11 protein-coding genes are annotated in these 14,354 nt (G+C 44.4%); all 11 read left to right on the top strand.

Annotation, left to right across the window (positions count from 1 at the left end; all coding sequences use genetic code 11):
• Positions 1–9 precede the first annotated feature (9 nt).
• The 11 genes from dpsA (at position 10) to yfmH (ending at position 14,319) form a co-directional block, all read left to right on the top strand.
• Positions 10–906: a dipicolinate synthase subunit DpsA gene (gene dpsA, locus PAENI_RS17160; RefSeq protein ID WP_149646125.1), complete on the top strand. Its 897-nt coding sequence runs from the start codon at positions 10–12 to the stop codon at positions 904–906.
• 1 nt (position 907) lies between these two features.
• On the top strand, positions 908–1,504 hold the full coding sequence (locus PAENI_RS17155) for a dipicolinate synthase subunit B (protein WP_042189406.1): 597 nt from the start codon (positions 908–910) through the stop codon (positions 1,502–1,504).
• Between the two features lie 355 nt (positions 1,505–1,859).
• Positions 1,860–3,083: an aspartate kinase gene (gene dapG / locus PAENI_RS17150; RefSeq protein WP_042189405.1), complete on the top strand. Its 1,224-nt coding sequence runs from the start codon at positions 1,860–1,862 to the stop codon at positions 3,081–3,083.
• A 13-nt stretch (positions 3,084–3,096) separates the two neighbouring features.
• A complete protein-coding gene (gene dapA, locus PAENI_RS17145) occupies positions 3,097–3,972 on the top strand; it encodes a 4-hydroxy-tetrahydrodipicolinate synthase (RefSeq protein WP_149646124.1) in 876 nt (291 codons plus the stop codon).
• Between the two features lie 510 nt (positions 3,973–4,482).
• On the top strand, positions 4,483–6,162 hold the full coding sequence (locus PAENI_RS17140) for a ribonuclease J (RefSeq protein ID WP_042189403.1): 1,680 nt from the start codon (positions 4,483–4,485) through the stop codon (positions 6,160–6,162).
• A gap of 215 nt (positions 6,163–6,377) precedes the next feature.
• Positions 6,378–7,157: a ClpP family protease gene (locus tag PAENI_RS17135; RefSeq protein WP_179281594.1), complete on the top strand. Its 780-nt coding sequence runs from the start codon at positions 6,378–6,380 to the stop codon at positions 7,155–7,157.
• The gene (locus PAENI_RS17130) at positions 7,154–7,366 is read left to right on the top strand and encodes a YlzJ-like family protein (RefSeq protein WP_042128829.1); all 213 of its coding nucleotides are present in this window, start codon (positions 7,154–7,156) and stop codon (positions 7,364–7,366) included. The genes PAENI_RS17135 and PAENI_RS17130 overlap by 4 nt, the downstream gene beginning before the upstream one ends.
• 78 nt (positions 7,367–7,444) lie before the next feature.
• Complete coding sequence (locus PAENI_RS17125; protein ID WP_149646123.1) at positions 7,445–10,105, top strand: FtsK/SpoIIIE family DNA translocase; 2,661 nt, start codon at positions 7,445–7,447, stop codon at positions 10,103–10,105.
• A 650-nt stretch (positions 10,106–10,755) separates the two neighbouring features.
• Complete coding sequence (sleB, locus tag PAENI_RS17120) at positions 10,756–11,622, top strand: spore cortex-lytic enzyme (RefSeq protein ID WP_149646122.1); 867 nt, start codon at positions 10,756–10,758, stop codon at positions 11,620–11,622.
• Between the two features lie 136 nt (positions 11,623–11,758).
• A complete protein-coding gene (yfmF, locus tag PAENI_RS17115) occupies positions 11,759–13,036 on the top strand; it encodes an EF-P 5-aminopentanol modification-associated protein YfmF (RefSeq protein WP_042189400.1) in 1,278 nt (425 codons plus the stop codon).
• Between the two features lie 2 nt (positions 13,037–13,038).
• Positions 13,039–14,319, top strand: a complete 1,281-nt coding sequence (gene yfmH, locus PAENI_RS17110; RefSeq protein WP_149646121.1) for an EF-P 5-aminopentanol modification-associated protein YfmH — start codon at positions 13,039–13,041, stop codon at positions 14,317–14,319.
• The last annotated feature ends 35 nt before the right edge of the window (positions 14,320–14,354 follow it).

Here is a 14,354-nt window from a genome sequence, read left to right as displayed (position 1 = left end):
GTCATCCCTATGCTTACTGGCGTCAGGATCGTGTTCCTGGGCGGGGACGCGAGACAGCTTGAAGTGATTCGGAAATGTGTGGAATTGGATGCGACGGTAAGCGCTGCCGGGTTCGATAAGTGGGATGCCCCTTGCCCAGGGGTGAGCCTGGAACAGATGACGGTAGAGCTGCTTAGTAATGCAGATGTATTAGTGTTGCCTACGGTTGGTTGTGATGATGAAGGGAATATCAGTGCTCTATTTTCTTCTGAACGCTTAATGCTCTTGGAGGAACATTTTGCTGCTCTGCCACCCCATTGTTTGGTGTATAGCGGTATGGCTAAAAGCTACTTACGCGGCATGTGCGCCAAGCATTCGTTAAAGTTAATTGAATTGCTTAATCGTGACGATGTAGCCATCTACAACTCCATCCCAACAGCGGAAGGGGCACTGGTTATGGCCATACAGAACACGGATTTTACCATTCACAGTTCCAAATCGATGGTACTCGGTTTGGGCAGAACGGGTTTTACAATGGCAAGAAGTCTACAAGGATTGGGTGCTAGTGTCAAAGCCGGTGTTAGAAAACAGGAACATTATGCACGTGCTGAGGAAATGGGCTGGAAGCCGTTTATGACCAGTGAACTGTTGCTTCATGTGCCGGATGTTGATCTGATATTTAATACGATTCCAAGTATGATCATCACCGCACAAGTACTCTCACGTATCTCACCGCATTGCTTAATTGTCGACCTGGCTTCCGCTCCAGGTGGATGTGACTTTCGTTATGCTGAGAAAAGAGGAATTAAAGCGATGCTGGCACCTGGACTCCCTGGCATTGTAGCTCCTAAAAGCGCTGGGATTATTATGGCAAATGCGCTGGTTCAGTCGATATCGGACGAGGCTTTAATCAAGGGGGACGAATAAAATGGATTGGCACGGAAAAACAGTAGGGTATGCGATTACCGGATCTCACTGCACATTTGCGGAGGTAATGCCGCAAATTCAACGCTTCGTAGATGGAGGAGCAAACGTTGTGCCCATAGTTTCAGCATCCGTACTAGGCACCGACACCCGCTTTGGAACATCGCAAAATTGGCTAAAACAGTTGAAAGATATAACAGGTAATGATATCATTTCTACAATTGTTGAAGCGGAACCGCTGGGTCCTTCCAAGCTGCTGGATGTGCTGACGATAGCACCTTGCACTGGAAATACAACGAGTAAATTGGCAAATGCTATGACCGATAGTCCAGTGCTCATGGCTGCAAAATCGCAGATGCGCAATGGACGTCCACTTGTTCTCGCGATATCTACCAATGATGGCTTAGGTCTTAATGCCGCAAATATTGCAAAGCTTCTAGTGGCTAAACATATTTATTTTGTGCCATTCGGACAGGATAACCCTGAGGGCAAACCTAATTCGTTAGTAGCGCGTATGGATCTTATCCCAGAAGCTTGCTATGCCGCTTTGCAAGGTAAACAACTACAGCCGATGATTATTGAAAAGTTTCATTCCGTCTAGAATAGGGCGGAATCGGTGGAGCTAGTTGCGGACATAAAAAGGGGAGATGCACTAAATGAGCAATGAGAAGTTAAATGCCGCCTTGGTCGGAGTTACTTCTTAATCAATAGATACGGTCGTAAACATTCAAAGCCAAGATCTGCTAAACCCATTGCTGAGATCATTGCCACCAAAAAATATAAGCTTTACTGCTACCGTCCTCATTTCGAGGGCGGTACAACCATTTTTCAAAATAAAAGAAAATTACTTAAGAAATAAGCTTACGTACTGTAAAGGAATTTCTCATTAGAGACGAAATGAGTTCTATTTACGAACGATTAGTGTGTTTGCTTTGACAATAATGGAGGAATTATACATGGGTATTCTGGTACAAAAATTCGGAGGAACATCACTTTCAACACCACAAGCTAGAGAGCACGTCATTCGTAATGTCAAACGGGAGCTCGCTAGCGGCTATAGTTTGGTCATTGTCGTTTCGGCAATGGGCAGACGCGGAGAACCTTATGCAACAGATACTCTGCTGGATTGGGCTGTTCAGAATGGAGATTCACTCCCAGAGCGTGAGAAGGATCTCTTGATGTGCTGTGGTGAGATTATCTCTGCTACTACACTTTGTGGCCTGCTGGAGAATGAAGGGATTGCTTCTACGGTACTAACGGGAGCTCAGGCTGGTTTTATGACAGATAGCAACTATGGCAATGCAAGAATTCTAGATGTACGTCCTGAACGTATTCTTCGCGAACTGCGTGAAGATAAAGTAGTTATAGTGACCGGGTTCCAAGGACAGACTGAAGCTGGTGATTTGACGACTTTGGGCCGTGGAGGAAGTGACACCTCTGCGACTGCACTGGGTGCTGCCCTTCATGCAGATATGGTTGATATCTATACAGATGTTAACGGGATTCTTACAGCAGATCCGCGGATCGTTGAAGATGCAAAACCGCTAACGTATGTTAGTTATACAGAAATTTGTAATATGGCTCATCAAGGAGCAAAAGTGATCCATCCACGTGCGGTTGAGATTGCTATGCAGGCACAAATTCCAGTACGCGTTCGTTCAACATTTTCTGAGAATGAAGGTACGCTGGTTACGAATCCTGAAGGATTCAACGACATTCAGTCTGGCGGCATTGTAGATCGCTTCGTAACAGGGATTGCTTATGTCAGCAACGTCACACAGATTTCTGTGGAGTGTCCAGATGGAAATGGTACGGGCGTTCAACTGCAAATTTTTAAAAGTATGGCCGACAACGGAATAAGCGTTGATTTTATTAATGTAACACCTACTGAAGCTCTTTATACTGTGTTCGATGACAAATCAGAAAAGGCCATCTCAGTTCTTCAGCAATTGGGCTTGCGTCCTAAGAGTTTATCAGGTTGTGCAAAAGTTTCCGTTATCGGGGGCGGAATTAATGGTGTACCTGGTATTATGGCGCGTATCGTTGAGGCACTTAGCTCACAAAATATTCAGATTCTCCAATCTGCAGATTCGAATACAACGATTTGGGTGCTGGTGAAGAAAGAGGATATGGTGCAGTCCCTGCGTTCGCTGCACGCTATGTTTGAATTGCACCGCTAAGGAGGAATTCAAAGTGGATTTCGGAAGATTAATAACAGCCATGGTAACCCCCTTTGACGGGGATGGAGAAATCAACTGGGATGTAACTTCACAGCTTGTCGATTATTTAATTGAGGAACAGAAATCAGAGGCATTGGTTGTCTGTGGTACAACTGGGGAATCCCCAACGTTAAGTGATGAGGAGAAACTGCAGCTGTTTTCTTTTGTACTAGAGAAGGCGAATGGTCGTTGTAAAATTATTGCTGGAACAGGCAGTAATAACACGAAGCACTCTATTCACCTCACGAAGGAAGCGGAGAAAATAGGTGTGGATGGCGTACTTTTGGTCGTTCCTTATTACAATAAGCCTAATCAGGAAGGGCTCTATCAGCATTTTTCTGCGATTGCTACGGAGACTTCATTGCCAGTCATGCTGTATAATGTTCCCGGTCGCACGGGTGTAAGTATGAGCGTGGACACAACCCTTCGACTTGCTGAAATATCGAATATTGTTGCGACAAAAGAATGTGCATCTGTCGATCAAGTAACACTTATCGCTTCTGCGTGTTCCGATGACTTCCGTGTATATACTGGTGATGATTCTGCGGGCTTAGCTAGTCTAGCCGTAGGAGGATACGGAATTATCAGTGTAGCTAGTCATGTGGTTGGTGCACAGATGTCAGAAATGATCTATGCATACACCTCAGGAAATGTTCAGCGAGCGGGAGAGATCCATCGGCAATTGTTCCCTATTTTCAAGGGGTTGTTCGAATGTCCACAACCGTTACCGAATCCTTCAGCTGTCAAATACGCTTTAAGTCTGAAAGGTCTGCCTGTTGGAGGCGTCAGATTGCCGCTTATTTCACCTACTGAAGCTGAGGCGGCCTTTATCGAGGCACTATTTCACTAAGTGCTGAACAATGATATTCTAGTCTTTAAACCGGCTTCTCCTGTGGAGAGCCGGTTTTTATATTTATTATATTTTGCTAAAATAATGGGTCACATTTAAGGAAAGAATTTGGATACGAGATAGGGTGACTTGTCTTTTGCCAAAAAAATCATGTATAATGATCTTAAGTGACTGGGTGCGGTTAAAATTAAATATGCGGTAATCTTCCGTCAATGGTATACATTGTGAGACAGGATAGGTCCCAAGATGAGTCTGTGTAAATGATTGAAATGTCTTCGCGCGAGGGGCGCGACGGTGAATTTTGACGGCATTTGTCCGCTTCAATATGAACTTTACTGCCCGGAATCGGGAGCTTTCGCATTGCGCATTTTACAGATATCAGGAATATCCTTGTTAATTAAGGAAGCTATCAGCTGTTTGAAGAATGTGTTCAGCGCCGCTGAAATAATCGAAGTTCAATATTTACCAATAAAAGTATGACGTCCAACATCATAGGAGGGTTAGATTCATTTGTCCAAAAAAAACAACAACGATAAATTGATGATTTTCGCATTGGGCGGAGTCGGAGAAATCGGGAAAAACATGTATGTCATTCAATATGGAGCTGACATTGTAGTCGTGGATTCGGGACTTAAGTTCCCGGAAGAAGATATGCTCGGTATTGATATTGTAATTCCTGATATATCTTATTTGACAGAGAACCGTGACAAGGTAAGAGGAATTGTACTTACCCACGGACACGAGGATCACATCGGTGGTCTCCCATATGTCCTGAAGAATTTGAATGTTCCGGTTTACGGAACAAGACTTACATTAGGCCTTGTAGAAAACAAATTGAAGGAAGCAAACTTGTTGGGTGACACCAAACGAATTCTGATCAATGAAGATTCAGAAATTCAACTGGGAAGCTCGCTCAAAGTTACTTTCTTCAGAACCAATCACAGTATTCCTGATTCCGTCGGTGTATGCATAGAAACACCGGAAGGTAACGTAGTTCATACGGGAGATTTCAAATTTGACCACACTCCAGTCAACGGTCAATTTGCAAATCTGCATCGGATGGCTGAAATTGGTCAGAAGGGCGTGCTTGCTCTTTTGTCGGATAGTACAAATGCTGAGAAACCAGGCTTTACCCCATCTGAGAAAAATGTCGGTATCGTTCTGGAAGACATTTTCCGCAAAGCTGAACAACGTGTCGTTGTAGCAACTTTTGCTTCCAATGTGCACCGCATTCAACAAGTGGTTAATGCAGCAGAATCCACAGGTCGTAAGATTACAGTTATTGGCCGCAGTATGGTAAACGTTGTATCCATCGCTTCTGAGCTTGGATATCTGAACGTACCTGACGGTATGCTGATCGAGCCTGAAGAAATGAACAGAATGGCAGCGAACCGTGTCGTTGTTCTTTGCACAGGATCCCAAGGCGAGCCAATGTCCGCATTGACCCGTATGGCACGTTCCAGTCATCGTAAAGTAGATATCTTGCCAGGTGATACTGTTATTATTGCAGCAACACCGGTACCAGGTAACGAGAAATATGTAGGTCGTACCATTGATGAATTGTTCCGTCTTGGCGCTAACGTAATTTATAGCGGTTCCAATTCTGGCGTTCACGTATCCGGTCACGGTAGCCAGGAAGAGCTTAAGCTTATGCTCAACCTGATGAAACCAAAATATTTCATTCCAATTCACGGTGAATACCGTATGCAACGCAAACATGCGCTTTTGGCAGAATCCGTTGGCGTAGAGTCTCAGAACATTTTCATCACTGAAATCGGTGAGATTGTGGAAATTCAAGGCGGTGCCGCTCGTAAAGCTGGTAAAGTAACGGCTGGTAACGTATTGATTGACGGTCTGGGTGTAGGTGATGTAGGTAATATTGTATTGCGTGACCGTAAGTTGCTGTCTCAAGATGGTATTTTGGTTGTCGTGGTTACACTAAGCAAACAGAATGGTGCAATTGTCTCCGGACCTGACATCATTTCTCGTGGTTTCGTTTATGTTCGTGAGTCCGAAGGACTGCTTGACGAAGCGAACAGAATTGTTTCCAGTACACTGCAGCGCCTGATGAGTGAGAAAGTAAATGAGTGGGCATCGCTTAAAACAAGCGTAAAAGATTCACTCGGTCGTTTCTTATACGAGCAAACGCGTCGTAGACCGATGATTTTGCCAATTATCATGGAAGTGTAAGGAGAATTCTCCTTAAATAAATATATAGCTTGGGCATTGGCCCCTTTTCCCCGGAAATATTGGACGGTTTCTACGGGAAAAGGGGTTTTTGTATTGTTTATATTCACATCATGAGGAGAGGTTTGCATAATGCGGGGCCCTGAAATGTCATACTAATGAAAGTTAGTAAGGCTATAGCAGACCAGAGCTGCATAAGAAAAGGGAGAGCTGCGAAAATGAACTACATGAATGGATCAAATGGAGCAAAGAATGAGGAAGTTATACCACAAGAGGGAAATCCAAGTACAAATGAAAACATGCCGCCCACTACAATGGGTGCACTTAAAGAGCTTGGACAAACAGCGGTTCCTACGGGTGAACCGGATATCTTTTGCATAACGATCATCGGTCAGATTGAAGGCCATATTGTAATGCCTCCTCAGAACAAAACGACGAAATACGAACATATCATTCCCCAGCTGGTGGCAGCTGAACAGAATAAGAATATTAAAGGTCTGCTTATTATTTTAAATACTGTTGGTGGAGATGTAGAAGCTGGTCTAGCGATTGCCGAAATGATTTCTTCGCTCTCTAAACCAACGGTAACAGTAGTCATTGGAGGGGGCCATAGTATTGGCGTTCCGATCGCTGTATCCTCTACGTATTCAATTATTGCGGAAAGTGCAACAATGACGATACATCCGATTCGTATGAATGGCTTAGTAATTGGAGTGCCACAGACGTTCGAATACATGGAAAAAATGCAGGAGCGTGTAGTGAAATTCGTTACTTCCCATTCTCGGATTTCTGAAGAACAGTTCCGTGACCTCATGTTTAAGACAGGTGAGCTCAATCGTGATATTGGAACAGCCGTTGGGGGGTTGGACGCTGTTAAATATGGTCTCATGGATGAGGTGGGCGGGATCGGAGCTGCCTTAGCGCATCTTAATCGCATGATTGGTGGAGATTTCTCTGCAGCGCCTACAGCAGCGATTTCGGGAGGGCTTACGCAATGACACTCTATACGATAATGTCGATGGAACAGGTGTGGGAGGGGGCATTTAATAATTACGCTACAACGCGAGAAGTAAGCGTTCAGGGGATGCTCATGCAGGTTGAGCCGATGGAGGAAGGACGCGCGCGCATAGTAAGATTGCTGGATTGTCCTTTGGAGCGATATTTAGATCCGTCGTTCTCTCCTGGAGCTATAATTACGTTAACATAAAGATTCATTTTTTGACAAAAGAGAACATAGGTACGCCACGCCATTATATGGTATAATGTTGTTCCGGGGGTGGCTGGCGTGGCTAAACGAAAAAAGAAAAAGAAAAAAGCGCTGCTCGGCAGCGTTTTAAAATATGAAATTTACGGAATTTTACTAATAACGATATCCGTTATTGCTCTGTCTGGTGAAGCGGCGGTAGGACGGTCACTTTCAAGTATGGCGGGTTATTTATTAGGGAGATTTTATTTTGTGTTGCCGCTTATTGGTATTTTTTATGGGCTTATGGTTATGATCCATCGAAGATGGCCTTCTTCTTGGAACAGTCGACATACAGGCGTGCTTATGCTTCTGCTATCCATGTGCCTTATGAGCACTATTTCTGCAATGGAGCAGAAGCTTGGCCCGTTGTCCTTGCTCCATCCTGGCAACGTGATGACACAAATACATAATGATCTTTCGGGATCTCTTTCGCCCGGTGTTAACAATAGTAATGTCTATATGCTGGGTAAGGATATAAGTGGTGGATATATCGGCGGATTGGAGTATGCTGCACTGCTGTGGCTCTTTGGTAGTCTGGGAGCTAAGTTGCTCATGATCGTTATGCTTGCCATCAGCTTTATGTTAATTACAAATCTCTCCTATGTAGAGATTATTACTCTTTTGCGAGTTCGTACGGTTAAGTTTGTGGAGGGGATTCGTCTCCATGCGGCAAACCGTCCGAAGGCAGTCCCAGTAGCTACTAGACCTTCCAAAGCAGCCGCACCCGCAAAGACTCGGCCGGTGAAGCAGCCTGTCTATGACGAAGATGACGAAGAGGAAGAAGACGATCGATATTTACCTAATCGTAAGCAACCTGTTCTATTGAAAAAAATATCCGGTTGGTTCACAGGCTCCACCCGTTCAGAGGCGGAAGCCGATTCTGAGGATGATGATCAAGGTCCAATTGTAACAAGTGCTTCGCACGGTCCGATCATTTCTGGGCTTTCAGTAGATAGTCGTGTGACTCCACTTGAGGATATCCATCATGATTTTGATGATGCAGATATGGATATGGAACCTGTGACTCCAATTATTCGCGACTTCTTTGAGCATATCCGCTCAGAAGGGCTGAATGAGGAAGATCGGGAGGAATGGAGTGAATTCTCTCCAGCAGCTCGTGGTGTTACCGTCAAAGCTCCTGTTGCCGGGGTTAATCCAGTTAGTCAACAGCCTTCAGATGAGCCTGAGGAGAATGTGACTATAGACTTGGATGGATTGTTAAGCGCTACTCCTGATGGACAGATTATTCCTGCTCCACCGGCACCACCTCCACCAAAACCTTATAAGCTGCCATCTTTCCGACTTCTAGCCAAACCTAACAACAGCGGCAAAGCGGGAGATCAGAATGATTATATGCAGACCGCCCGTAAGCTAGAAGCTACCCTAGAGAGTTTCGGTGTTAGAGCAAAGGTTCTCGAAGTAGTTAGAGGTCCAGCGGTTACACGGTATGAGATTCAGCCGGATATCGGTGTCAAAGTTAGCCGCATTGTTAATCTGACGGATGACATTGCGCTTGCTCTTGCAGCCAAAGATATACGTATGGAGGCGCCAATTCCGGGTAAATCAGCCATTGGGATAGAGGTACCGAATTCCGAAGTGTCTATTGTGACCATGCGTGAAGTTATGGAGACACAGATCTTTCAGGAAGCTGAATCCAGATTATCGATTGCTTTTGGACGTGATATTTCGGGTCAGACGATTATCGGTAATTTAGCGAAGATGCCCCATTTATTGGTGGCTGGTGCAACGGGTTCTGGTAAATCGGTTTGTATTAACGGGATTATTACGAGTATTTTATACAAAGCTAAACCCGATGAAGTCAAATTCCTGATGGTGGACCCGAAGATGGTAGAGCTGAATGTCTATAATGGGATTCCGCATCTTCTGGCTCCAGTCGTTACTGATCCGAAGCGGGCGAGCTTAGCTTTAAAGAAGATTGTTGTGGAAATGGAGAAAAGGTATGAACTCTTCTCCAAATCAGGTACACGCAACATGGAAGGCTATAATAAGCTGATGGCTGAGAACCCAGCTGCTATACTTCCGTATATCGTTGTTATTGTGGACGAGCTTGCGGATTTGATGATGGTTGCCGCTAACGATGTAGAGGATGCTATCTGTCGGCTTGCACAGATGGCGCGTGCAGCTGGTATACATCTAATTATCGCCACTCAGCGTCCTTCCGTGGATGTCATTACAGGTTTGATTAAGGCGAATATTCCATCTCGTATCGCTTTCGGCGTATCTTCCAATGTAGACTCACGTACCATTCTGGATATGCCAGGTGCGGAGAAGCTGTTAGGTCGAGGAGACATGCTGTTCTTACCGATGGGGGCTTCTAAACCGATTCGTGTGCAGGGTGCCTTTATGAGCGATCAAGAGGTTGAGACGATCGTTCAATATGTCAGCAGTCAAGGTGAAGCAGAATATGACGAGTCAATTGTTCCAGAGGTTGATGACACAATCGCTGAAGACCAGGAGCCACAGGATGAGTTATATGAGCAGGCCGTAACGATCGTGCTTGAAGCGAAGCAGGCTTCAGTCTCGCTACTACAGCGCCGGATGAGGGTTGGTTACACCCGTGCAGCCCGTTTGATTGACTCTATGGAGGCTCGTGGGGTAATAGGGCCTTATGAGGGCAGCAAGCCGCGTGAGGTGCTTGTATCACTTGAGCAGTATCAGCATAACAAGATCAGTTCTTAAGCTGAACAAGTCAGTTTAAACCTTAAATAGACAGTAAAAAGGGGCCGTCCCCAAGTAGTTTGTACTACTTGGGGACGGCCCCTTACTCATTGAAGAAGTGTAAATGACACTTCAAATAATGGCTTTAGTGAAGCTACGAATGAGGCTCCGAGTGAAGCTTCATTAAAATAATTAGGGAATTTCTCCCTGAAATTCTGAGATTATTGGTTCTCAGACTTATAATTAGGGAAAAGCTCCCTATAATTTATTAATTTTGGTAAGAAATAAAGGAATTGGCCTGGTTTTTAGGGAGGAATTCCCTAATTCCATTCATTATCAGAGAATATCCACTATTTTCAGGGAGGAATTCCCTAAAAGTGCGAACCTGTTACTTGGACTATTGTGAATTCATATCACTAAAATGTTGAAAAGTATGACGTATATCTATAATTTCAATTAATGCGTGGTTCCACAGTAAAATGTGGTCCTTTAAATTCAGGATTCATATCAACTTCATGTTTTTCTTATTTCGTATTATAGTTGATAATTATTCTCAATTATAATGAAAAGCTATTTCTTCTTTTTTAGTAATGCATAGGATGCGCTGACAGTCGTCATAATAACTTTAGCCATCCATGCAGAACTTACAAAAGAAAGGTAGAGCGAACCCTATGAAGAAACAAAAGATGTGGATATTTGCTGCTTTAACTCTTGCACTTGCTGCCGCGCCGTTTGCAGGAACGTTTTTCAAGGGGAATGGCATTGTTCAGACCAAGCAAAGTGCTGCTGCGTCATTTGTCCACGAGTTAAATAATCCTGACGAAGAAGCCTTGCCGGCTTTCAGTACAACACCCATTAAACTTGGGTCCACGGGTCAGGATGTCTATGAATTGCAGGGAAGATTAAAGCACTTAGGTTATTATGCCGGAAAAATAGACAGTCATTTTGGGCCAAAAACGAAGAATGCAGTAACTTGGTTTCAATGGAAATTCGGAATGAAGTCTGACGGCATTGTAGGTGCCAAAACTAAGCTGAAGCTGTATAACGCCACGAAGAACTGGAAGCCGACTGAGCCTTCTACGGCAACGGGAAATAAGACAGCTCAGAATAACACTGGCAATAAAACAAATACGTCCAATAAAACGAATTCTCCAGGATTGTCTTCAGGTAATTCTTTGGGCTTATCGGAGAATGATCTGAAAATCATGGCTAATGCCGTGTATGGAGAAGCCAGAGGTGAGCCTTTCGAAGGTCAGGTTGCTGTTGCTGCGGTCATTTTAAACCGTGTGAACTCACCTAGTTTCCCGAATACGCCGTCTGGCGTTATTTTTCAACCGGGAGCATTTACAGCTGTGGCCGATGGTCAGATCTATTTGGAGCCCAATGAGCAAGCACGTAAAGCAGTGCAGCAAGCACTCAATGGTTGGGACCCTTCAGGTGGATGTTTGTATTACTTCAACCCTAAAACAGCGACCTCTAAATGGATTTGGACCCGTCCTCAGGTGAAGACGATTGGTCAGCATATTTTCTGTATGTAAAAAGAAGGATAGAGAATTCAGAGAGCAACCGGGAAGAGGCTTCCGGTTGCTTCCTTACTTTGGAATGGTTTAGAATGGTTAATAATTCATAAACATGATGTAGAGCAACTATCCACGCCGTAAAGGAGTTTTGGACTTGACTAATAATGTATTTCAGCATGGCACCGTAGGAGGCTTGCGCATTCACGTTATGCCAACCAAGGCATTTAAGACCTACGCGATCTCACTTTATGCTGGGATCCCACTTGATGAGAATACAGTAACCTCTACTGCACTAGCTCCATTCGTGCTTCGCAGAGGTACCGCGACTTATCCGGAGACCACACAATTCCGCGAGCGTTTGGAGGAACTGTATGGCGCTGGATTCGGGTTTGATATTTATAAAAGAGGCGATTATCAAATCGTTCAGTTCCGCATGGATACTATTAATGACTCTTTTGTGCAAAGCCAGGAGAGCTTACTTGAACAATCCTTCGCTTTCTTAGGTGAAGTACTGACTCGTCCATTAGTTGAAGACGGCAGCTTCCGACCTTCGTATGTTGCAACGGAGCGTGAAACCGTTCGCAAGAAGCTGGAGTCCATCGTAAATGACAAGATACGTTACGCTGCTGAGCGCTGTATTGAGGAAATGTGCCGTAACGAGCCATATCGTCTTCACCCTCTGGGGCAAAGAGCGGATCTGGATCAAATCACTCCGAAAAGTTTGTATGAATCGTATAATTCCTGGCTGGATGATGCCATCCTTGATCTCTATGTAGTGGGTGACACTACAGCTGAGGAAGTAGAAAAGCTTGTACAGCGTCATTTCGGTCGGGTTCAGTCCGAGGTGGGCTTATATAGCTCTAAGTTCGTACCTGTATCAGTTAATGAGGTGCGGACTGTAGAAGAGAAGCTGGATGTCAGTCAGGGCAAGTTGAACCTGGGTCTACGCACCTCTATTACTTATAAGGATGATAATTACGCGTCCGCACTTATGTACAACGGAATATTAGGAGGGTATCCCCACTCTAAACTCTTCGTTAACGTACGTGAGAAGGCAAGCCTTGCATATTATGCTTCGTCTCGTTATGACGGCCACAAGGGCATTGGAACGATTCAATCAGGTATCGAAACGCAAAATTACGGCAAAGCCGTGGACATTATAGAGAAGCAATTGGAAGAGATGAAAGCAGGCAATATCAGTGATCTAGAACTGAGTCAGACCAAAGCTATGATCCGCAATCAGCTTTCCGAGATTCCGGATTCTGCTTTTGAAATGATCTCTTACGACTTCAACCGCCAGCTGTCAGGAAAAGAACGGACAGCGGATCAGCTATTGGAGCAGGTGGAACAAATCGGTGCTGAAGATGTAAAAGCTGCCGCCGAAACCTTTCAGCTGGATACGATATATTTCTTGACAGGAAAGGAGGAATAACGATGGAACAAATTCATTACGACAGACTTCAAGAGACCATTTATCATGAGGTCATGGAAAACGGACTTCAGGTATATGTGTTGCCGAAACCAACCTTCAAAAAGACCTATGCTACATTTGCAACTAAATACGGTTCCGTTGACAATCATTTTCATGTCGCAGGTGGAGAAGAGACCACTGTTCCTGATGGTATAGCTCACTTTTTAGAGCACAAAATGTTCGAAGAGCCAGAAGGCGATATTTTTGCTACCTTTGCTTCAAATGGAGCCTCGGCCAATGCTTTTACAAGCTTTGATCAGACAGTTTATCTTTTCTCAGCAACAGAAAATATAGAGACCAATCTTAGTACGCTCGTTGATTTTGTTCAGCGACCTTATTTTACAGATGAGAATGTAGAAAAGGAAAAGGGAATTATTGGTCAAGAAATCAATATGTATGCTGATAATCCGGACTGGCGCGTGTATTTTGGCCTTATTGAAGCGATGTATTCGAAGCATCCGGTTCGGATTGACATTGCAGGTACGGTAGAATCGATTAGTACGATCACGAAAGAAACGCTGTACACATGTTATAACGCTTTTTATCACCCTAGCAATATGTTGTTGTTCGTGGTTGGGGGTGTGGACCCGGAGAAAGTATTTTCCTTGATTCGCGCTAACCAAAAGGGTAAAACCTACGGCAAGCAGGGTGAAATCAAGCGTATTTTTGAAGATGAACCCGAACAAGTCGCTACAAAACGGCTAGAAAGCAAGCTTGCTGTTTCGATGCCGAAAATCATGTTTGGTTTCAAGGAAAAAGTAGAAGATCTAACAGGTGAAGCTTCTCTGAAACGCGACCTGATAACGAAGCTAATGCTCGATTTGTTGGTAGGTAGTAGCACAGCATTGTATCAAAAGCTTTATGATGAGGAATTGATCTCGGACAGCTTTGGACATGAATTTAATAGTTCTCCGCAGTATGCTTTTTCTGCAATGGGTGGGGATACAAAGGATCCGGATTTGCTTTTAAAACGAATTAAAGAAGAAGTAGATCTAATCTTAAAGTCTGGCTTTGCGGAGAAGGATTTCGAGCGGGCACGGAAAAAGAAAATTGGTGGTTATTTGCGCATGCTGAACTCCCCTGAAAGTATCGCACATGAATTTACACGCTACCAGTTCCGTGGTGGTGACCTGTTTGAAGTTCTGCCTATGTATGAATCGATTACTTTGGCAGAAGTAAATGAGCGTCTGCAAGCCCATGTAAACTGGGAACAGCTTGCCGTTTCATTGGTGGTGAGTCCTTAGGTGAGCGTTTTGGGAGAGAGCAGCAAACCACTAGG

The organism is Paenibacillus sp. B2(2019) (assembly GCF_008370385.1).
GTDB lineage: Bacteria > Bacillota > Bacilli > Paenibacillales > Paenibacillaceae > Paenibacillus_AQ.
The sequence above is the reverse complement of the archived record's forward strand: the minus strand, read 5'-3'. Positions and strand labels throughout refer to the sequence as shown.

Bases quoted from the DNA above. Each gene is read 5' to 3' on its own strand.
- dpsA (WP_149646125.1), top strand. From the start codon at position 10: ATGCTTACTGGCGTCAGGATCGTGTTCCTGGGCGGGGACGCGAGACAG.
- PAENI_RS17155 (WP_042189406.1), top strand. From the start codon at position 908: ATGGATTGGCACGGAAAAACAGTAGGGTATGCGATTACCGGATCTCAC.
- dapG (WP_042189405.1), top strand. From the start codon at position 1,860: ATGGGTATTCTGGTACAAAAATTCGGAGGAACATCACTTTCAACACCA.
- PAENI_RS17135 (WP_179281594.1), top strand. From the start codon at position 6,378: ATGAACTACATGAATGGATCAAATGGAGCAAAGAATGAGGAAGTTATA.
- PAENI_RS17130 (WP_042128829.1), top strand. From the start codon at position 7,154: ATGACACTCTATACGATAATGTCGATGGAACAGGTGTGGGAGGGGGCA.
- sleB (WP_149646122.1), top strand. From the start codon at position 10,756: ATGAAGAAACAAAAGATGTGGATATTTGCTGCTTTAACTCTTGCACTT.
- yfmH (WP_149646121.1), top strand. From the start codon at position 13,039: ATGGAACAAATTCATTACGACAGACTTCAAGAGACCATTTATCATGAG.